This window comes from Streptomyces qinglanensis (assembly GCF_900111245.1).
GTDB classification, from domain to species: Bacteria; Actinomycetota; Actinomycetes; order Streptomycetales; family Streptomycetaceae; genus Streptomyces; species Streptomyces qinglanensis.
Map to the genome: position 1 here is coordinate 568,755 of NZ_FOGO01000004.1, position 20,398 is coordinate 589,152.

Genomic DNA, 20,398 nt, shown 5'->3' on the forward strand with positions numbered 1-20,398 from the left:
CCGTGCAGCCGATCAGTACAGTGTTCCCGCTCCGCTGCGCGAAGCGGCTGGCGTCCGGCACTGCGACGCGCCCGTGCGGAGTGAATACCCGCTCAGCCGCGCTGTTCTCCCCGGTCGCAGACCGACTCGGCCGACGCCAGCCCCACGCTGCCGTCGGCGGTCTGCACCAGCGAGGTGACCACGTAGCAGGAGCCGGGTTCCACGGGCGGGGAGGAGAAGACGACGCTCGGCTCGTCCGCGTCGGTGTTCTTCACCTTCACCGTCTCCCCGTCGGCGGACTGGGCCGTGATGGCGTAGCCGTACACCGGTTGCGGCTTCTTCGGCTTGCTCCACACGACCTGGACCTGCCGCCCGACCCGGGTCACCTTCACCTCCTGGGCCTGGAAGTCCGGCACCTGGCCCTTGGGCAGCGGGTGCGCCGAGCCGGTGGCCTTCTGCGGAGGTCCCTCGGCCTCGGCCGGACCTGCCTCGTCGGCGGCCCGCACCAGGAACAGAGCCAGCCCGGCCCCGCCCACCAGCATCGTGGCGCCGCACGCAGCGAGCACCCGGTTGCGTCTCCGGCGGCGGCGCGCGACGGCCTCCGGCGCATCAGGGTCGTCGTCCGTCTCCGGCGGCGGCTGGGTCAGCGCGTCGTCGGCCGGGTCCCAGCCCGGCAGCGGAACCTCGGGCTCGGCCTCCGGCTGCAGATCCGGCACCCGCGCGGCGCACGAGGGGGGCAGCAGCATCCGCAGGATGCGGTGCACTTCCGTCAGCGGCGGCCGCCCCTCCGCGTGCGGGGCCGTCATCCGGTCCAGCAGCGCGTTCAGCGGTCCGGGCACATCGCCGCGCGGCAGCCGCGCCAGTCCGCCCGCCAGCACCGCCTCGTACACGGCCGAGCCGCCCCGGCGCACCGCCTCGGCGCGCGCGGGCTCGCCCGCCAGCAGCGCGTACAGCGTCGCGCCCAGCGCGTACACGTCGGCGGCGGGACCGGGAGCCTCCCAGCCGAACAACTCCCGTGCCGCGTACGCCGGATCGAAGACGGCCCCCACCGACGGTGCGGCCCGCTGCAGCACCCGGCCCAGGGCATGCCCGGCCAGCAGCGGGGCGTCCTGGGCGTCGTAGAGGATGCTCGCGGGGCGCACGTCCAGATGCAGCACGCCGCGGCGGTGTGCGCAGTGCAGCGCGAGAGCCAGCCGTACCCCGATCACCAGGACGTCCTCCACCGGGAACGGGCCGGAGGCGGCGAGCCGGCCGCGTGCCGAGCCGCCGGGGCAGAACTCCTCCACCACGTAGAGCTGTTCCGCTCCGGTGGCTCCGGCGTCGACGATTGTGACGGCGCACGGGTGCCGGGCCGCGGCCCCCGCGGCCAGCAGTTCGGAGTGCGCGGCCAGCCGGCGCCGCGGGTCCGCCACCCGCGGCGTCAGCACCCTGACAGCCACCTCCCGGCCGCTGGACGTCTCCCGGCTCAGGACGACGCTGCTGCGCGCACCCGTCGCCAGGAGGCGCTGGGGCTGGTAGCCGTCTGGCAGGGCGGGCACGGCGGCGGGCGCACCGGCCGCGGTCCCCTGCGGCGCGGCGGCCGCGGCGGGGTGCGCGGACGTACCGAGAGCCTTGGCGCTGTCCCGGTTCGGGATGGTGTTCACTGGCGTGCTCCTGATCGGCTGTGACGTAGCAGCGTGCTGGGCCGCAGCGCCCGTTTGACCCGTTCCCGCCGCGGTACCGTCCGCGCGACGCTCGTCTCGATCGCGTCGCAGTGCCGCCAGGCGGCCTCCGCGGCCGTCTCGTCGGGCGCCCTGCCGCCGTAGCCGACCTCGTTCACCAGCCGTGCCAGCGCCGGAAGTTGCTCACTGCCGCTGCCGCCGACCCGCGCGACACCGAAGGCCGCCACCTCGGTCGCGGTGTGCGCCGCGGTGGCGGGCAGCCCGACCTCGGTGAGCCGGTCGACGATCTGCTGCCACGCGCCCAGCACCCGCTGCCCCGGATCGCGTGCGCGGCGGCGCCGACGCCGGACCCGGTAGGGAACCCAGGCCGCACCGCCGCAGTAGGCCAGGAGCAGCAGCACGACCGCCGCTGCGGCGTACACCCAGAGAGGCAGTCCGCCGCCGCCGGGCGGTGCGGCCCTGTCGTGCTGCTTGCCGCCGTCCTGCTCGTCGGGTGCCGTGGAGGGGGGCGGCTGCTTCGTGATGGCCCGGTCGGTCTTCTCGCGTTCCTCGGGCTGTCCCGCCGGCGGGACGGACGAGCCGTCCTTCGACGTCTGCCCCGGTGTCGGATAGAAGGGCACCCAGCCGACGCCCTCGAACCGCACCTCCGGCCACGCCAGCGCGTCCCGCCCGGTGATCTGCGTGGTGCCGTCCTCGCCCGCGCTCCGGCCGCCGGCGCCGTCCGCGCGGAAGCCGACCGCCACCCGCGTCGGCAGGCCCAGCGTCCGTGCCAGCACCGCGAACGAGGCCGCGAACTGCTCCGAGGTGCCGTGCTTGCCGGTCGTGAGGAAGAACTCCAGGTTGCGGTAGGCGTGCCCGGGAAGCGCCGTGGGGTCGTAGCGGTAGTGCTCGCGCAGCCAGGCGGCGAGCCGGTGCGCCTGCTGGTACGGGTAGCTGCTGCCGGTTGTTGCCTCGGCCGCCAGCTCCGAGAACGTCCTGACCGCCTCGATCGGCTTGCCCGCCGCATCGGTGCGGGGCAGCGAGGTGGCGGCCGTGTGCGGCGCGCCGTCCGGCACCGCCGCGTACTGGAGCCGCTTGGCGTCGAAGACCGGCGCCTGCGAGACGGCGGTGTACGACAATCCGCGGTTGCCCCGGGCACCGGCACCGCCGCCCTCGCCCAGCGCGAGCACGCCGCTGGCCGGGTCGACCGCGAGCTGCCGCGCCACGTCGTCGGTGCCGTCCTCCGTGCCCTGCCCCACGGTCTGGGGGGCATCGCCTTCGCCCCTGCGGGTGATCCGCACCGAGGCGGGCCGGTCCGCCGCGGGCAGCCAGATGCCGGGCAGGTTCTGGAGGGTCACCTGCTGCTCGACCCGCTCCCGGCCGCCCGGGTCGGTGCCCGGCTGCGGGGGCACCCGGCCGCCGGAGCGGGCCAGTTCGGCGCCGGACGTCCACTTCACGCCGTCGTACCGGTCCAGCACGGCGAGCCGCCAGTTGTGGCTCCCGGCCGTGGTCCGGGCTCTGAACAGCCGCGTCTCCGGGTGCTGGAGCCAGGCGCCCACCTGGTCGAGCGGGCTGGTGGACTGCGGGTGGACGGCCGGCGGGTGCACCCGGTGGCGCAGGTCGTACGGTTCGCGCGAGGAGAGCCCCGGCAACCGGGGTCCCAGGAGCGCAGCGGCCAGCGCCAGCACGGCGACGACGGGCAGGCCGGTGCTCAGGGCACGGACCGTGCCGCGCCGGGCCGCCGGCGACCGCAGCAGCACCAGCAGTCCCGTTCCGGCCACCAGGCCCGCCGCGACGGACGTGTTCGAGCCCGGCCCGGAGACGCCCAGCACCAGCGGTACGCCGAACGCGAGCACCGGCGGCAGCGCGGGCAGCAGCGGTGAGCGGGTGCGCAGCGCCAGCTCCGTGGCGGCGAGCGAGGCCGCCCACACCACCGCGTGCGGCAGGACGAGGAATCCGGGTCCGGTCGGTGCGGGCAGGATCGTGGTGAGGACCGTGTGGGGTGCGTCCAGCAGCGCCGACCAGATCTCGCCCACGGCACCGCCCGAGGCGAGCCCGCCCGCCGCGTCCCGGAACAGCGTCACCCGCACCGCCACCAGCCACACCACGGCCCCCAGCACCAGCGAGGGCCACAGCGGTGCCGGCCGTCCCCTGCGGGCCCGGGCCAGGAAGAGTCCGGCCGAGACCGCCATCGGCAGCGGCACGGCGACCATCAGCACCGGCAGCAGCGGCCCGAGCGGGAACACCCGGTGAAAGCCCAGGCCCGCACCGGCCAGCAGCCCGGTGACCGGCAGCAGGGACCACAGGCGGCGGCGCAGCGAGAGTCGGCGCGGCGCCGGACGTGCCGCCGTCACCGGCCCGTCCGCGGGCCCGTCGCCGACCGTCCCGCCCTCCGGCGCGGAGGCCACCGGGTCCGGCCCCGCCGCACCCGGGGCCGTCGGACGCGGCGGCGCCCAGGACGGGCCGTCGTGGCCGGGGAGCCCCGCCGGCCGCCCGTCCGGCAGCGCGGCGGCGCGCGGGGTGGAGGCCGGGCTCATCGCACGGCCTCCCGGCGCCAGGCGGCCGGCAGGGAGTCCAGCGCCCTCACCCGAAGCTGCGGAACGTCGCTGCCGAGGGCAGGCGGCTCGTGCCGATCGTCCTCCGCCCCGCCGCCGGTGCGCAGCACCACCGTACGGTCGAACCGGCGCCGTACCCGTTCCAGGGCGCTCAGCCCGGTGGCATCGCCCGTACCGGTGACGACGGTGAGCGAGCCGCGGCGGCGTGCCTGCCCCAGGCTGTCGAAGGCCCCCGCGGCCGAGGCGTGTTCGGAGCGGCGCACCAGTGCGAGCCGGTCCAGCAGCGCTTCCGCGTCGTCGCCGCCCGTACCGTCCGTCCGCAGCACCGTTCCGGTCTCGCTCAGCACTTCGACGGGGAAGTGGGAGCGCGCCGCGGCGAAGGCCACGGAGGCGGCGCTGTCCACGGCCAGTTCGAAGTCGTCCTCGCTGCGGTAGGCGGACCGCCGGGTGTCGAGGACGAGCGTGGTGTGCGGCAGCGAGACGTCCACCAGGTGCTTGACCATCAGCGTTCCGGTGCGGGCCGTGGACCGCCAGTGCACCCGCCGCAGATCGTCGCCGAGCACGTACTCGCGCAACGCGTGGAAGGTCAGCGACCCTTCGTCCGCGGTGTCCGAGGTCGGCCCCTCGACATGGTGCGCCGTACCGGAAGGCAGGACAGGCAGCGGGCACACCCGGGGCCGGACCAGCAGGGCGTCGGTGCCGCCCTCGCCGGGCCCGAACACCCGCACCCGGCGGGCCAGTCCGAGCGGATCTGTACGCTCCAGCCGCAGCGGCCCCAGCGCGATCCGGCCGCGCCGCTCGGTGGGCAGCGCATACCGCACGGTGTGCTCCGCGCCCGCCGCGAGCGGCGGCACCCGCAGGACGAGCGGCCGTTCGCCGCATCGGTCGACGACCTCCAGCCCGCGCCGGGTACGGCCCCCCGTATGGGTGAGGGTCACGGCGCCCTCGGCGCGGTCCCCGCGCGCCACCTTGCGCGGGGTGACCCTGCGGCGGGCCGCCAGTCGCGGGGGGCGGCCCGTCCAGACCAGCGCCACGGTCACCGCGAGCAGGCAGCCGACCCCGAGGACCACCGCCTCCGGGTAGCCGAACGCGTACCCCGCGCCGACGAGCCCCCCGCCGCCGACCAGTGCCCCCCACCCCGTCGGCGACAGCATCAGCCCGCTGCCCCCGTCTGCGGTACGGGAACCGTGGCCAGCGCCTCGGCGATCACGTCGGCGCCGCTCCGGCCGCTCAACTCCGCCTCCGGAGTGAGGATCAGCCGATGCGCGAGCACCGGTCGTGCCAGCGCTTTGACGTCCTCCGGCAGCGCGTAGGTGCGCCCCTGCGAGGCCGCCCGCACCCGCACGGCGCGCAGCAGCGCCACCGAGCCGCGGGGACTGGCGCCCAGCCGCACCTCGGGCAGCTCCCGGGTGGCCGCGACGACCCGCACCAGATAGTCGTACAGCCGCGGCGCCACCTGGATCCGCCGCGCGAGCCGGACGAACTCCGCGATGTGCCGGTCCGTGGCGATGGTGGGCAACTGCTCGACTCCCGACTGGTCGGCCGCGCCGGACAGCACCGCGACCTCCGAGGCGTGGTCCGGGTAGCCCAGCGTCACCTGCATCAGGAACCGGTCGAGCTGCGCCTCCGGCAGCGGATAGGTGCCGCCCATGTCCACCGGGTTCTGGGTGGCGATCACCATGAACGGGCGCGGCACCGCATGAGTGCTGCCGTCCGCGGTGACCTGCCGCTCCTCCATCACCTCCAGCAGCGCGGACTGTGTCTTGGGGGAGGCCCGGTTGATCTCGTCGCCGAGCACGATGTTGGCGAAGACCGGGCCCGGCAGGAACTCGAACGCGCCGGTGTTCTGCCGGTAGACGGTCACGCCGGTGATGTCCGAGGGCAGCAGGTCGGGTGTGAACTGCACCCGGTGCCAGTCGGCGTCCAGCGAGGCGGCCAGACAGCGGGCCAGCGTCGTCTTGCCGGTCCCGGGCACGTCCTCGATCAGCAGATGCCCCTCCGAGAACAGGCACACCAACGCCAGTTCGACGGTCTCCCGCTTGCCCTTGACGACCCGCTCGATGTTGTCGCCGAGCGCGTGGAAGCACTGGGCGAGCAGCGCGACGGACTCCTGGGAGGCCGCGCCGGCGCCGGACGCGGGGAGTTGCTGGTCCTCTAGTGGCACCGCCAGACCTCCGGGTTGTAGCTGTTCTGTTCCGCCTTCGTCGCGTACACCCACAGGTCGCTGATGTAGGCGGTCCTGCCGTTCCACTCGATCCGGTCCCACTTGTCGCTCTGCCACCCGTAGGTGTCGTGGGTCTCCTTGGTGCCGGTGGTCTGGCAGATCACCGTGAGTGCGGGGGTCTGCCCGCTGGGGACGTGCCCCAGCCGGGTTCCCCCCGTGGTGCTCGGCTGGGAGCGGATGCCCACTTCCTCGCCGTCGTCCACGTTGTTGTGCACCTTGGTCCGCTGCGGGTTGGAGAGGTCGACCTGCTTCACGGCGCTGCCGCCCGAGCCGGCCGCGTTCCGGGCGGCGACCGTGAGCGTGTAGGTCCTGAAGTTCGTCAGGTTCCGCAGCCGGGCACCGGTGTTGCGGGTGCTCCCGTCGGTGTCGGCACCTCCGCCGGTCACGGTGTAGGTGGTGCCCTCGCCCGCGTTGGCTGGCGCCCGCCAGCTCAGATCGATGCCCTTGCCGCCCTGCGGGAACGCCTCGGTGACCTGCTGCGGCCGGCCGGGCGCGACACAGGGGCGGGCGGGACCGGAGCGGCCCGACTCGGCGGTCCGCCCGCCCGCGAACTCGGCCACCACGGTGAAGCGGTACTGCTTGTCGCAGGAGCCGCCCCGCACCTCGAAGGTGAACGGCCCGTCCGGGCCCACCTTCCCGGGCACCACCCGCGCACCGGCGGGTGCGCCCTTGAGCCGGTATCCGGTCGGCTTCGTCCCGGAGGACGGTGCGAAGGAGACGCGGACGCTGCCGGCACCCGACTCCACCTGCGGGACGCCGGGCGGCCTGGGCTCCGCGGGTTCGTCCTCGGCGTGGTCCGAGGGCGGGGACTTCTTCCCGGGGGTCGGACCACCACCGCGCCCGCCGCCCTCCGGCTTCCGCGCGGGCGGGTCGGTGTCCGCGTGCGTGTCGTCCCGGCCCGGCCGCGAGGGTGTCTCCGGCAGCGGGTCCCGCGCCGGATCGCGGCCGTCCCCGTCGCCGGTGCGGTCCTTCTCCCGGGGAGTGCGCCCCGAGGGCGCCCTGGTGTCGTACTTGTGCACCCGGTTGACGTGTCCGGAGGAGTTGATGACCACGGCGGTCGCGTTGTCCGCGTCGTTCACCCACAGCAGCCCGTCGCGGACGAACAGGCTCAGCTTCCCGGGCCTGCCGGTGACCTCGACCGGCTCGGTGATCGCTGCTGCCTCGGTGTCGTACACCTTCAGCGTCCCGTTGCTCCGGTCGGGCACATAGACCTTCGAGCCGAGCACCTGCGGCGTGCCGTACCGGTGGTCCGAGGAGCCCAGGGACGCGGTCAGCAGGGAACCGGTACGGGTGTTGACGAGCGCCATCCGGCCCGACTTGCGGGCCAGCACCGGTACCACGTCACCGGCGGTCGCCGCGGGGACCAGCACCGAGCCGGACGGCTCCTCGGCGACGCTGCCGGGCAGCTTGAACCGCATGCCGCGACCGGTGCGCTCGAGCAGCGTGACCGTCCCGCCCTTGGTGTCGGTCACCACGGGGCGGCCGTCGGCGAGCGTCATCAGCAGCGTGGCGGCCTTGCTGCTCCTGCCCGCCACCTTGATCCCGGGCGCCTTCCTGCCGTGCGGGAACGGCACGACCTTCCCCTTGCCGGGCACCGGCACCCACAGCGTCCCCTTCGGGTCGGCCACCGCCTTGCCCAGCGGCCCCTTGCCCAGATCGACCGGGGCGCCGAGCGGTGTGGTGCGCACCGGGTCGATGCGCTGCACCCGGGCCTCGACCGGGTCCACCAGATACGTGTACCGGCCGCCGGAGACCAGTTGCAGCCCCGCACCGTAGCGCGCGGACTGCTCGACGGTGAGCTGCGAGGGGTCGATGCGGACGAGCTTGCCGGTCTTCTCGTCCAGCACCAGCACCGTCTTGCCGTCCTGCGAGATCGAGACCGGGTGGTCGCCCATGCCGGGCAGCTTGACCTTGCCGTCCACGTCTCCGGTCAGGCCGTTGGCGTGCGCCGCCTCACCCGTGCGTGAACTGGTCAGCCAGGCACCGATGTCGGCCAGATCGGGCACTGCCCCGGCCGAGCCCGAACCGACCACGACGGACGTGCCGACCAGCGCGCCGACCGAACACAGCGCGATGTAGCCGGTCGTCCGGCGGCGGTCGGGGCGCACGGCCGCCCACGCGGCGGACGCCAGTTCCTTGCAGCGCCTGCGGAGCGCGGCGAGTCCACCGGGTTCGCGCGGCCCGCCGTTCCGCTGCGCCTCGTCGACCAGCCGACGCGGACGAAGTCCCGGTGTACGGCCCTCTTCGGAGCTCCCCCGAGCATCCGGCATCGAATCCTCCCCCCGTCACCCGCACCCACTCCGAGTGGTGTGCCGCACTGTGCAGGTTAGCCAACCGGCGGGGCACACGGTCAGCATCCGGCCGCGGGCTGTGACAGGAGTATGACCTCTCCGGTACGCAGCCATCGCCTCACCCGCCGGCACCGTCCCTGTGCGGCCGTCCCCTCCGGACAGGACGCTGCCCCGGCGGTCCACGGGAGCCGGGCCCCCGCACGGTCGGCCGAACGGATCCGCCGACGAGGCGGTTTGAGAGCATGACCGCCATGGGCCTGACCGAACACGCTTTCACCGTGCACGAGGGTGCCGGAGGACCCGTCCTGGAGACGGAGCGGCTGCTGCTGCGCCCGCTGACGCCGGACCATCTCGACTTCTTCGTGGAACTGCACAGCGACCCCGAAGTCACCCGCTTCGTCCCCGCGTTCACGCGCGAACAGGCCCGCGAACGGCTCGCCGGGATCCAGCGGCAGTGGTCCGAGCGCGGCCACGGGCTGTGCGCGGTGGAGTCGAAGGAGACCGGCGCACTCCTCGGCCGCTGCGGCCTCAACCACTGGGAGGTCTTCGACGAGGTGGAGGCCGGGTGGACGTTCCGGCGGTCCTGCTGGGGGCGCGGATTCGCCACCGAGGCCGCCCGGGCCGTGGTGCAGTGGGGGCTGGAGACGCTGGACGTCCCCTACCTCACCGCCATGATCGCGCACGGCAACACCGCTTCGCGGCAGGTCGCCCGGCGGCTGGGCTTCACGCCCGGACGCGAGGACACCTTCCTGGGCCACCCCGTCACCGTCCATCTGCGGCACCGGTCCGGCAGCCTGCCCGGCCACCCGGCCGGATGACGGCGGTGCCCGCGGCGGACGCGCCGCTGCTGCGGCTGACGGGCGTCAGCCGCCGCTACGGCGAGCGGCAGGCGCTGCATCCGCTCGACCTGGAGGTGCGTGCCGGAACCTGCACCGCCCTGTTCGGCCACAACGGATCGGGCAAGTCCACCCTGCTGCGTCTCGCCTGCGGACGGGACCGGCCGACCACCGGCACCGCCCTGTTCGACGGCGCACCGGTCGACGAGGACGACCCGCAGACACGCGCCCGGGTGGCCGTCACGGGCGACACCGTCGCCTGCTATCCGGACCTGACCGTCCGCGACCACCTGGAACTGGTCGCCGTGGCGCACGGAGTCGCCGACCCCCGTCCGTGGATCGACCAGGTGCTGGCCGACCGGCGGCTCACCGACCACGCCGACCAGCTCCCCTCCGCCCTCTCCTCCGGCCAGACCCAGGCGCTGCACCTGGCCGCCGCGCTCGTCCGCCCCCGGGACCTGCTCGTCCTCGACGAGCCCGAGCAGCGCCTGGACCCGGAGTCCCGCACCCGCCTGGGCGCACTGCTGCGCGGCGAGACGGCGGACGGCGTCGCGGTGCTGCTCGCCACCCACCAGGCCGAACTCGTCCACGCCGTCGCCGACCACGTGGTCGTCCTGGAGGACGGCAGGGTCGTCGCCGAAGGCGGCCCCGACGTACTGGACGTGGCGGCTGCCTACCCCCGCGGAGGCGCCCGATGAGCACCCTAGCCCCGCGCGACCGGGTGGAGCCGGCCGGCGGGGGCCACGGCGACGGCGACGGTGCCACCGGCGCGGAGTGGACTGCGGCCGACGACCGGACGCCCGAGACCCTGGGCCTGCTGCACACCAAGCGCCGGGCGCACCGCAACCGGCGCAACCGCGACCTGGCCGTCACCGGCTACGCCGTGCTGCTGATGGCCGTCGGATACGGCGGCACCCTGGGGTACCGCCTGGTTCAGCAGTTGGGCCGACTCGCCGCACAGGACACCACCGCCGAGGCGGTACGCCGCGCCCTGCCCGCCGTGCTGGTGCTCCTGGCGTGCGCCCTCGCGCTGCTCGCCGTGCGGGACGCGCTGTGGCGCGGCCCGGTGCTGGTGCCGCGCTGCGACCTGGACTGGCTGCTGGCCCACCCGGTGCGCCGCAGCCGGGTGCTGCTGCCCGCGTTCCGGCTCTCCGCGACCCTGACGGCCGCCGGGGGAGCGCTGTGCGCGATCGGCGGGGCGGTGGTGCTGCGGCTGAGCGGACTCGCCGAACTCGGGCCCGCACTGGCGCTGTGCCTGCCCGGCGGGGTCTGCCTGCCACTGCTGGCCTGCGCGCTCGCCCTCCGGGTCGAGCGCGACGACGGTGCGGCCCGCCGGGCGCGCGCGCTGACCCCGTACGCCGTACTGCTGCTGCTCCTGCTCGTCCTGCAGGCGGTGTGCGCGGCGCGGGGCAGCCGGTCGGCCCTCCTGGAGGCGGTCGAGTTGTGGTCCGGGCCCTGGGGCTGGGCCGCCCAACCGGTCCTGCACGCGGCGGGCGTGCGCGCCGCTGGGTGGCCCTGGGCGCTCGCGCTGCTGACCACCGGTACGGTCGCCGCGCTCGGCCACGCCCTCCGGTCGGTCGCAGCGCTCCCCACCCGGCGGCTGCGGGCGCGCGCCGCCACCGCGGCCACCGTCGCCTCGGTGTTGTGGTCGGCCGAACTGCGCGCGGCCAAGCTCGCCGTCGGCGAAGCCCTCGCGGACGGCGCCTCCGGCAACCTGCGCCGGCTGCCCCTGCCGCGCTCGCGCCGGTTCGCCGTCGTGCGGCGGGATGCGATGTCCCTGCTGCGCGCTCCCGGACGGGTGGTGAGCGCCGCGCTGTGGACCGCGGCGGCGGCGGGCGCCGCGGGGCTCGCGGTGGCGTCGGCGGGCGCCGGGCGCATCGCCGCGCTCGCCGTGGCGCTGGCGCTCGGCTGGTTCGCGGTGGGACGGCTCGCGGAGACCGCGCGGCTGGAGGCGGACGACACCCGGCGCTCCTCCTGGTCGCCGTTCCGCCTCAGCAGCCTGATGCTGCAGCACGCGATCGTGCCGGGGGCGGTGGGCGGGGTGCTCGCCCTCGCGGCGGCGGTCCCGTTCGCGCTGCGGGGCGGCGGATGGGCGCTGCTGCTGATGCCGCTGTGCGCCCCGCCGTTCGCCGCCGCCGCGGTGCTGGCCGCGGTGCGCGGCCCGGTGCGGACGGAGTTGCTCTCCCTGGGGCTGGTGACGCCTGCCGGGGACGCCGGCGTCTTCGTCTTCCTCTTCTGGTACGCGGCACCGTTCCTGGCGGCGGTCGCCCCGCTGACCGCCGGGCTCGCATCGAGCGGTGTCCTCGACACGGGGGCGCAGGCACTGGATTCGGTGCGCCCGGTGGCGACCGCCGTCGGGCTCACGTGCGCCCTGCTGTTCGCCGCTGCGCGCGGTGCCCGGAAGCTGCGCCGCGCGGCGCCCTGAGCGGGTCGCTCACCCGCCCTCGTGAGTCGCTCACCCAGCCCCGCGGGTCGCTCACCCCTCGTCGGGCGCGGGCAGGATCTGCCGCAGCAGCCCGCGCGGATGCCCCCGGCGGCGCCACTCCCGGGGATAGCCGATGGAGACCTCCTCGAAGCGGACCCCGTCGTGCCGGGTGGTCCGGGGGATGTGGAGGTGGCCGTAGACAGCGGCGGCCACGTTGTAGCGGGTGTGCCAGTCGGCCGTCAGCTCCGTGCCGCACCACTGCGCGAACTCCGGGTACCACATCACGTCCGTCGGCTCCCGCACCAGCGGCCAGTGGCTGACCAGGATCAGCGGGGTGCCGGGGTCGAGGGCGTCCAGCCGCTTCTCCGTCGCGGCCACCCGGTCCCGGCACCAGTCGTCGACAGCCGGGTACGGGTCCGGGTGCAGCAGATACTCGTCGGTGCAGACGACGCCGGAGGCGTGAGCGGCGGCCAGCGACTCCTCCTTCGTGTGCGTCCCCGGGGCCCGGAAGGTGTAGTCGTACAACTGGAACACCGGCGCGATCACCACCTCGCCCGCCGGCCCGGCCCAGCGCGGGTAGGGGTCCTCGGGCGTCAGCACGCCCACCGCACGGCACATCTCCACCAGTTGCGCGTACCGCTCGGTGCCCCTGGACTGCACGGGATCGCCCTGCGGAGTCCACAGCTCATGGTTGCCCGGCGTCCACACCACGCGCGCGAACCGGCCGGCGAGCAGCCGCAGCGCCCACTCCACCTCGTCGAACCGCTCGGCCACGTCTCCGGCGACGATCAGCCAGTCCTCGTCGGTGTACGGGCGCAGCGACTCGGTGACGGGCTTGTTGGCCGTCATCCCCACGTGCAGGTCGCTGACTGCCAGCAGCCGGCCCCGGCCGGATGTCATACGGCTCCCCTCCCTGTCCACCTGCGTCCCCGTGCGTCCTCCTGCGTCACCCTGAGTCCTCCCGCGTCCCCTGGGCGCAGTGCCGCGGTGCTGTCACCGCTCCGTCCGCACCGACGATAACCCTCCGCCGCCGACGAGCGCTGCGCGCGGGGCTCCGCGCGGGACGGCAACGGACGGCGGACGGCGGCGCTTTGGCGGTGCTCCGGTGCCTCACCCGGCAGGGGCGCCGGGCGGGACCGCCCGGGCGCGGTCGGCGGGGGAGATCCGCCGCAGGGTGAGGACGGCGAGGTCGTCCTGCTGGTAGGGATGGGAGAAGGCGCGCATGTCGTCGCGCAGCGCGCGGGCCAGCTCCCCGCCGGTCGCGTCCGCGGCAGCTCCCGTGGGCCCCACCAGGGCGGCGAGCCGCTCGGCCAGCGGATAGAAGGCACCGTTCCCGTCCCGGGCCTCGGACAGCCCGTCGGTGTACAGCAGCATGGTCGAGTCCGGGGGGAAGCAGACGCCCGCCGCGGAGCGCTCCTCGCGTACCAGCGACGCCAGCCCCAGGGGTACCCCCGTCGCACCGAGTTGCACGGTGTCGGGCGGCAGCGGGGCCCGGACCAGGAACGGCGCCAGATGGCCGCAGTTCACCACCTGCGCCGTCCCCCGGTCCAGCGGGTCGACCGAGACGACCAGGGCCGTGACGAACCGCTCGGGTTCACCCGACTGGCGTGCGTAGGCGTTGTGCCGGACCACGGACGTCTCCAGGGCGTCGACCAGCCCGGTCAGCGTCGGCTCCCGGTGCGCGGCCTCCCGGAACCCGCCCAGCACGGCGAACGCCACGCCCACCGCGGAGAGCCCCTTGCCCTGCACGTCGCCGATCAGCACCCGCGTGCCGTGGGGAGTGTCGGCCACGTCGTAGATGTCGCCGCCGAACAGCTTGTCCTCCTGCAGCGGCTCGAAGATCCCGTCCACCCGCACCTGGGACGTGAGCTCGGGCAGCGGGTGCAGGATGTGCTGCTGGATGACGGCGGCGGTCGAGCGCAGCCGCAGCAGTTCGGTGTCCCGCGCGATCCGCCAGCGCGCCCCGAAGACCGCCAGCACGGCGAACAGCAGCGTGAGCGCGAGCGTGATGGCGTCGTCCAGGTGGTAGCCCGGATCGCGGGCCACCGAGATGGCTCCCCCCGCCGTTGCCCAGGCGGAGGCGGCCTGGGTCTGCCGTACGGTGCCCACGCTCGCCGCGATGGCGGGGAGGAAGATCAGCAGGCCGACCAGGCGCGTCTCGGATCCGGCCAGGTAGCTGAGAACGAAGATCAGCAGGGTGAGACCGAGGACCCAGGCCAGGAAGGCCGGGGTGGAGAGCGCCTTGGGCTGCGGGTGCTCCAGGGCGCGCTGCGCCTGGTCGGGGGACTGCTGCGGCCGCGGTCCGGCCTGCTGCTGCTCCATGGCCCGTTCCTAGGGTGCGATGCTGCGAGGGTCTGCTGTGCGACCCCCCATCCTCGCCCGCGCGCGGCCCGCTGCCCGCCGCGACACCGCGCGGGAGGCGCTCGGGGTCAGGAGTCCCTGCCCTCGGGGTCCCGCGGGAAGTGCGGATTGTGGTCCTTCTGCCAGGAGGTCTCCAGCGGCTCCGGGCTGTGCAGCGGAATCTCCGGCCCCACACCTCCGGTGGGCGGCCAGTCCGGGCGCTGGTCGGCGGGGAGGGAGCGGAGGGCCTCGCTGACGCTGGCGAACACCGGCAGCATCTCGGTGCTTCCGGTGAGCGCGAGCACTGCGGCGAGCCGCCGTCCCACACAGGCGAGCATCAGGCTGCCCTCCCGGCGCTGCAGCAGCCAGCGCAGCGCGAGCAGGCAGTTGAGCCCCCGTGAGTCGCAGAAGACCAGCGCGGTGACGTCCAGCACCAGATGGCGGTAGCCGCTGGTGACCACGGCACCGATGCGGTCCAGGTAGAACTCCTCGGACCCCCGGTCCAGTTCGCCGCTGAAGCGGAGCACCGCACACTCGTCCCTGACGGTCAGCGGCGTGATGGCCAGACGGTCGTTCTCCCGCGACCTCATCGGCCTCCGTCCCCCGGCACGGAGCCGGTGCTCTGCGCGTCCGCCCTGGCGCGGATCCGCGACTTCCGAGTATTCCAAAGCCGGTGCCCTGCGAGGCCGTCCGCGCCTCTCACCCGCCCGTGCCTCTTCTGCACCAGTGATCGTACGTGCTGCCACCGCGCGGGAGGGCCCCTTCGGGCGGGGGCGGCGACCGTTTCCCCTGGTAACCCCGCGGCGCGAGCGGCCGGCTCCGGCAGAGCTCCTTCCGATGAAAAGATCGCCGACGGTCTCCCGAAATGGTCTGACCTTTCCCTGTCCGCGCTCTCCGCGCCGGATGATGCATGAAGACGAAGGCCCCGGGTAACTGACCCTGCAGCCGTTCGAGCGTTCATGAGGCAGACCGCTCGGCGGCGGTGGGTATTCACGCCGAGCGCGGTACCCCGTTGGCAGAGGAAAGACCCCCACATTCGCGGGTCGGGCTGCTTTCGGCGGCAACACCCCGCGGAGACGGGAGACAGACATGGAACAGGTAGCGGCCCTCCGGGGCGAAGAGGGTGTGACGGCGGACACAGCGCGGACGCGGTATTTGCGCAGCAGTTTCCAGGCGCGCTCGATCACGCGGAATTTCCTGGCCACAGTGTCGCCCCCGCCCTCGTCCGACGCCGCGGAGACCGTCCTGCTGGTGGTGTCCGAGCTGGTGACCAACGCGCTCCGGCACGGTCGGGGGGTCCGGGACTTCCGGCTGAGCACCGGGCACGACTCCGTCACGGTCGAAGTGGCCGATTCCAGTCCGGTACTTCCCCGGGACCGCAGTCCGCAGGATTTCACCGAGGCGGAAGGCGGCGGTTTCGGCTGGCCCATCGTCTGCCGCCTCGCCCGCGACCTCACCATTCGACTGCACCCCGACACCGGAAAGATCATCTGTGCGAATATCCCGCTGCAGCCGCACTCCTGACGCCTCATCGGACGGCGAACTCCGTCAGGGGAAAGGCGTGTTCCCGTCTCGACGGCGAGGAGGAATGCGCTGTGCGCGGCGCCGAGCCCGGATCCGGGAAATCGAGCGGCCCGGAAGCCTGTATTGAACCGTGAATGCGCGGAGCCGCGCCGCGGGCGGCGGTGACGCCGGTACGGACCACTCCGTGCCCCGGCGGCTGCCCCGCGCCCGGGCCGCCGTCGGAGCGCCCCGCGCACCTCAGGGGTCCGGTCCCGGGCACCCGCGACGGGACGGCCCGTGCGCCTGAGAAGGGGACGGCGCGTGCGCCCCGGGGGGCGGGGCGGGGTGCTCCCGTGACGAGGCGGTTCCTCTCCCGACGGGGCGGTTGGCGCGCCCGGCGACGCGGGGGACGCCGGTGCCGCAGCGGAGGCCGCGTCCAGGAGCCCGCCGAGGCCCGCACCACCGGCGGCCGTGCTGCTCACGGTCCGTACCGCTGACCGTTCGTACCGGTGGGCCGCTGGGCCGGTGGGCCGGCGGCCCTGTCCCGCTGTCCCGCTGTCCCGCTGCGGTCCGCACCGCCCGTGCGCGGTGCCCGCAGCGCCCGGTGCCCGCAGTGCCCGGCGCGCGCGCCTCCCGGGCGGAGCGTCCGCGCACCGGGCGCACCGGGTGCGCGCCGCCCTGCCCGGCGCGCGCACCGGTCCCGCTCCGTCCTGCTGCCCTGTGTCGTGTCGTGCCTCCCCCTGTCGCGCCCTGCCGCCCCTTGCGCCCCCACGTGCTTCCTGCCGGGGCCGTCCAGCGGGAGTCACCGGAGCGGAGGGTGGGAAAGCCGATTACTGAGAGCGCACCATTCCTAAACGCTTCGCGCTGCATGGCGCGCCTGGGCCGGAGAAAGGAGAAGCCGCTCCGGTATGACGACTCACGACCTCTCTGACGTCCCCGCCGCCGCACCCTCCCTGCTGGCGTACGCGCACGAGCGGACCGAACCCGTACTCAGGGAGGCCGTCGCAGCCCTCCAACCCGAGCTGCGGCGGGTCTGCGGCTACCACTTCGGCTGGACCAGGCCGGACGGCAGCCCCACCTACGGCGTCACCCCGGGCCCGTATCCGCACGCGGCGCTCGCCCTGCACGCGGCGGGCGCGGGCGAGCCGGAACGGAACGGCGGAGCGCCGGAGACCTCCACGGCCGCGGCACTGCCGGGGGCCGCGGCCGTGGAACTGGTCCACAACTGGGCCGTGCTGCACGACGACGTCATGGACGGGGAAGCGCTGCGGCGGGGCCGCTCAGCCGTGTGGGCCGTCTACGGCACCGGTTGGGCGGTGCTGGCCGGGGACGCGCTGCTGGGTGCCGCCACCCGCTGCTTGCTGGCGTCCGGGCAGCCGGACGGCACACGCGCTGCCGAAGGGACGCAGCTCTCCGCGGCCCGGGACGCGGCGGCCGAGGCGGAGATCCTGGAGGACGGCGAGGCGGTGGGGGAGGAGCGGGCCGCGGTACTGCGGTTGCTGTCCCGGACGACGTCGCGGCTGATCAGTGGCCGGTCGGCCGAACTGGCACTGCGCCGCCGGGCCCCGGAGGGGATCAGCGTGGCGGAGTACGCGGCGGTCGCGGCGGCCCGTACCAGTTCGCTGCTGGAGTGCGCACTGGCGGCCGGGGCCCTGCTGGGCGGCGCGGAGGAGCGGGTCGTCGAGGCGCTGACGCGGGCCGGCCATCACCTGGGGGTGGCCGCGCAGGCGGAGCGCGACATCGAGGACCTCTGGTCGGGTACCGCGCTGAGCGGCCGGCCGGTCATGAGCGGCTTACGCGAAGGCGGTCCGAGCCTTCCGCTGATCACCGCGCTGCGTGCGGTCAATCCGGCCGCCCGCACTCTCGCCCGGTCGCTGGGCGGCGGCCCCGCCTGCCCGCCGCCCCCGGACGAGCTGGCCGACCTCATCGAGACCGCGGGCGGACGCGCCGCAGCGCACGAGATCTCCGCCTGGCAACTGGCCGAGGCATATGCGCAGTTGGACAAGGCGTCGCTGCCCGCCGCCTCGCACACAGCGCTCCGGGCGCTCTTCCGGCACACCGTCACCCGCGCCTGAGCCGGGCCGCCGTCCGGCCCAGTACGACGAAGGCAGCGGTCGCGACCGAAAGGTAGAGAGGGACGAGCAGCGGTGCGGCCGCCGCCTGGTGCACGGTGGACCAGCCGGCGTCGCGGCGGTCGCCCTGCAGCGCGATCCGGTTGACGGTGAGGACGGTCAGATGGGTGCCGATCGCGGTCCACAGCGGCGCGTCGGGCAGCGCGGTCCGGGCGGCGACCAGCGTGAGGCCGAAGACGGTCAGCAGGATCAGATAGTCCGCCGGGTGCTCGCCCTCCGGGACGATCCCCACGTGCACTCCCTCCGCGCCGAGCAGCCGTGCGGTCGCCGCCTGCACCGCCGTTGAGGCGCCGGGTACCAGCAGGAAGACCGCCGTCGTGCCGAGTGCGCTGCGCGGTCCGCTGAAGGAGCCGCGCAGCGAGGTCCAGGTGTACCCCCGCAGTGCCGTCTCCTCGGGGAGCGCTTCGAGGAGCAGCGCGACCGCGGTGTTGGTGACGAGGAACCAGGCCAGGGCGCCCGGATCCGGGCTGGACCAGCGCAGCAGGCCCGCGGCGGTGCCCAGGCCGAGGACGAGGCAGGCCGCGGTACCGGGCACGGCGACCCCGATGAGCAGCGCCCGCAGACTCGCCGCTGCCCCGCCGAAGCCGAGCCGTGCGATCCGGTGGCCGTCGCGCCGTACGGCGGCCCGCACCAGCGCCAGCGCCACCACGCTCACCAGCACGGCGGGGACCAGCCGGGCCGCCGTTCCGGACGGGGCGAGCCCCAGGGTGCGGGCGAGCGAGGGCCCGGCGCCGGTGCCGATGCCCAGTGCCAGGGCCATGACCGCGCCCCCGAACAGAGCCCGGGTCGCCGCCCGGTGCCGCGCGCCCTGCAGTGCCGGTGGGCGGCTGTTCTGCCGCGCGGGACGAAGGGCGGTCACGGAAGCTCCTGCGGGGCATCGGGACGGTGTCCGAGCTGTCCATTCTCGATTGCGGCCCGGGTAGTGCGCCTCGTCGGCGATGAGGAGCGCCGGCTACATCGAACGAGTGACCGGGTGCATCTTGTGGGCCGTTCGGCGGTAGGAGCGGTGTCGCTGCGCAGGAGAGGGGACATGTGCGGAAGTCAGTTAATAGGACTTATATGACTTTCTTGTCAGGGAGGAGTCTCCATGTCCGCTGCCCACCCTGCTCCCGACCGCGTTCCCCGCCCTCCCCGCCCTCCCCGGCTCAGCGCCGCGACCCGACGTCTTCGGCCACGCGCCGCTCCCCGCCGCCCCCGGACACGCGGGGTCCTCCACCGGACCACGGCGGTGCTCGCCCTCGCAGCCCTGCTCGGCGGCGCCGCGGGGTGCGGGCAGACCGGCGGAGGGTCCGGACGGGACGGGGGCCCGGCCGGTCACGGCAGTGGAGAGCGGGCGGAGCAGGCGCGCGGCGGCCGGGCCGGACGCGGATTCTCCCTGTTCGCCACCGGTGACCTGCTCGTCCACGACTCGCTCATCCGGCAGGCGCGTGCGGACGCGGGCGGCTCGGGGTACGACTTCGGCCGCATGCTCGCGGCCGCGAAGCCCCTGGCCGGCCGAGCCGATCTGGCGATCTGCCATATGGAGACCGTCTACGGCCCGGACGGCGGCCCCTTCACCGGCTATCCGCTCTTCCAGACGCCGCCGCAACTCGCCCGCTCCGTCAAGGAGGCGGGCTACGACTCCTGTTCGACCGGCTCCAACCACACCTTGGACGACAGCGCGGACGGAGTGACCCGCACCCTCGACGCCATGGACAGCGTCGGTCTCCGGCACGCGGGGTCAGCCCGGTCGGCGGGGGAGCGCCGCCGCCCCACCATGCTGCAGGCCGGTGGTGCGAAGGTGGCGCAGCTCTCCTACACGTACGGCACCAACGGCATCTCCGTGCCGGAGAACAAATCGTGGCTCGTCAACCTCATCGACCCCGAGCGCATCGTCCGGGACGCCCGCGCCGCGCGCCGTGCGGGCGCCGACGTGGTGGTGGCCAGCATGCACTGGGGCACCGAGTGGCAGCAGGAGCCCGACGAGCTCCAGCGGTCCCTGGCCAAGAAGCTGACGGCCGCCCGCTCCGGCGGACGGCGGGACATCGATCTGATCCTGGGGACCCACGCCCACGTCCCCCAGGCGTACGAGAAGGTCAACGGGACGTGGGTCGTCTACGGCATGGGTGACCAGATCGCCGGCAAGATGAACGACCCGCGCGGCAGCATGGGCACCGCGGCACGCTTCCGCTTCGTGCCTCCCGAGGGCGACCGGGGCGCGGCGGCGGCCTGGACCGTGGAGAAGGCCGAGTTCACCCCGTTCATGATGAAGACCTCGCCCCGCCACACCCTCGTCAACCTCGCCTCGAAGGCCGGCCGGAGTGCGGGCGACCCGGCCCAGGACGAGGCGTACGCATCCATCCGCGAGGCGGTCTTCAGCCGGGGCGCAGCGAAGGACGGGCTGCGCATGGCGCCCTGACCGGCCCTGACCGGGCAGCACGGCCCCCGGACGACGCGGGGACCCGCCGGTGGGCGCGGAGGAGGGGCCGCGGAC

15 protein-coding genes are annotated in these 20,398 nt (G+C 74.7%); 6 read left to right on the forward strand and 9 right to left on the reverse strand.

The features are described 5' to 3' along the window. Positions 1-92: 92 nt before the first annotated feature. Genes BMX65_RS33930 through BMX65_RS12365 form a run of 5 tightly spaced genes read right to left on the reverse strand, consistent with a single transcriptional unit; the run spans position 93 to position 8,668 of the window. A complete protein-coding gene (locus BMX65_RS33930) occupies positions 93-1,622 on the reverse strand; it encodes a serine/threonine-protein kinase (protein ID WP_075000236.1) in 1,530 nt (509 codons plus the stop codon). Beyond that, positions 1,619-4,156, reverse strand: coding sequence for a transglutaminase TgpA family protein (locus BMX65_RS12350; RefSeq protein ID WP_075000237.1), 2,538 nt, complete (start codon positions 4,154-4,156; stop codon positions 1,619-1,621). The genes BMX65_RS33930 and BMX65_RS12350 overlap by 4 nt, the downstream gene beginning before the upstream one ends. Further along, positions 4,153-5,328 carry a DUF58 domain-containing protein gene (locus BMX65_RS12355; RefSeq protein ID WP_075000238.1) on the reverse strand — a complete coding sequence of 392 codons (1,176 nt, stop codon included), beginning with the start codon at positions 5,326-5,328 and terminating at the stop codon, positions 4,153-4,155. The genes BMX65_RS12350 and BMX65_RS12355 overlap by 4 nt, the downstream gene beginning before the upstream one ends. Further along, positions 5,328-6,338 (reverse strand): AAA family ATPase, encoded by a 1,011-nt coding sequence (locus tag BMX65_RS12360; protein WP_075000239.1) that lies wholly within the window; start codon positions 6,336-6,338, stop codon positions 5,328-5,330. The genes BMX65_RS12355 and BMX65_RS12360 overlap by 1 nt, the downstream gene beginning before the upstream one ends. Further along, the gene (locus BMX65_RS12365; protein ID WP_112494228.1) at positions 6,329-8,668 is read right to left on the reverse strand and encodes a YncE family protein; all 2,340 of its coding nucleotides are present in this window, start codon (positions 8,666-8,668) and stop codon (positions 6,329-6,331) included. Before BMX65_RS12365 ends, BMX65_RS12360 begins: the two co-directional genes overlap by 10 nt. A 263-nt stretch (positions 8,669-8,931) precedes the next feature. On the opposite strand from BMX65_RS12365, the gene BMX65_RS12370 reads away from it, so the two are divergent. From BMX65_RS12370 to BMX65_RS12380, 3 genes are read left to right on the forward strand one after another with little or no spacing between them, the layout of a single operon-like run. Next, a complete protein-coding gene (locus tag BMX65_RS12370; RefSeq protein ID WP_075000241.1) occupies positions 8,932-9,507 on the forward strand; it encodes a GNAT family N-acetyltransferase in 576 nt (191 codons plus the stop codon). Continuing rightward, positions 9,504-10,223 (forward strand): ABC transporter ATP-binding protein, encoded by a 720-nt coding sequence (locus BMX65_RS12375; protein WP_075000242.1) that lies wholly within the window; start codon positions 9,504-9,506, stop codon positions 10,221-10,223. The genes BMX65_RS12370 and BMX65_RS12375 overlap by 4 nt, the downstream gene beginning before the upstream one ends. Beyond that, positions 10,220-11,950, forward strand: coding sequence for a hypothetical protein (locus BMX65_RS12380; RefSeq protein ID WP_075000243.1), 1,731 nt, complete (start codon positions 10,220-10,222; stop codon positions 11,948-11,950). Before BMX65_RS12375 ends, BMX65_RS12380 begins: the two co-directional genes overlap by 4 nt. 51 nt (positions 11,951-12,001) lie before the next feature. Here BMX65_RS12380 and BMX65_RS12385 read toward each other — a convergent pair whose 3' ends face one another. The 3 genes from BMX65_RS12385 to BMX65_RS12395 all read right to left on the reverse strand — a co-directional run bounded on the left by BMX65_RS12385 (position 12,002) and on the right by BMX65_RS12395 (position 14,880). After that, positions 12,002-12,850, reverse strand: coding sequence for a metallophosphoesterase family protein (locus tag BMX65_RS12385; RefSeq protein ID WP_075000244.1), 849 nt, complete (start codon positions 12,848-12,850; stop codon positions 12,002-12,004). A gap of 210 nt (positions 12,851-13,060) precedes the next feature. Further along, positions 13,061-14,272 (reverse strand): PP2C family protein-serine/threonine phosphatase, encoded by a 1,212-nt coding sequence (locus BMX65_RS12390; RefSeq protein WP_075000245.1) that lies wholly within the window; start codon positions 14,270-14,272, stop codon positions 13,061-13,063. 107 nt (positions 14,273-14,379) lie between these two features. Beyond that, on the reverse strand, positions 14,380-14,880 hold the full coding sequence (locus BMX65_RS12395; protein ID WP_075000246.1) for an STAS domain-containing protein: 501 nt from the start codon (positions 14,878-14,880) through the stop codon (positions 14,380-14,382). A gap of 499 nt (positions 14,881-15,379) precedes the next feature. On the opposite strand from BMX65_RS12395, the gene BMX65_RS12400 reads away from it, so the two are divergent. Continuing rightward, positions 15,380-15,814 (forward strand): ATP-binding protein, encoded by a 435-nt coding sequence (locus BMX65_RS12400; RefSeq protein ID WP_075000247.1) that lies wholly within the window; start codon positions 15,380-15,382, stop codon positions 15,812-15,814. An 887-nt stretch (positions 15,815-16,701) separates the two neighbouring features. Continuing rightward, positions 16,702-17,868 carry a polyprenyl synthetase family protein gene (locus tag BMX65_RS12405; RefSeq protein WP_075000248.1) on the forward strand — a complete coding sequence of 389 codons (1,167 nt, stop codon included), beginning with the start codon at positions 16,702-16,704 and terminating at the stop codon, positions 17,866-17,868. On the opposite strand, the gene BMX65_RS12410 is transcribed toward BMX65_RS12405, so the two are convergent. Beyond that, entirely contained in the window at positions 17,855-18,784 is a 930-nt protein-coding gene (locus BMX65_RS12410; protein ID WP_075000249.1) for a hypothetical protein, read from the reverse strand. The genes BMX65_RS12405 and BMX65_RS12410 overlap by 14 nt on opposite strands. Positions 18,785-19,153: 369 nt before the next feature. Between BMX65_RS12410 and BMX65_RS12415 the strand changes: the two genes are divergently transcribed. Further along, on the forward strand, positions 19,154-20,323 hold the full coding sequence (locus BMX65_RS12415; RefSeq protein WP_075000250.1) for a CapA family protein: 1,170 nt from the start codon (positions 19,154-19,156) through the stop codon (positions 20,321-20,323). Positions 20,324-20,398: the final 75 nt, after the last annotated feature.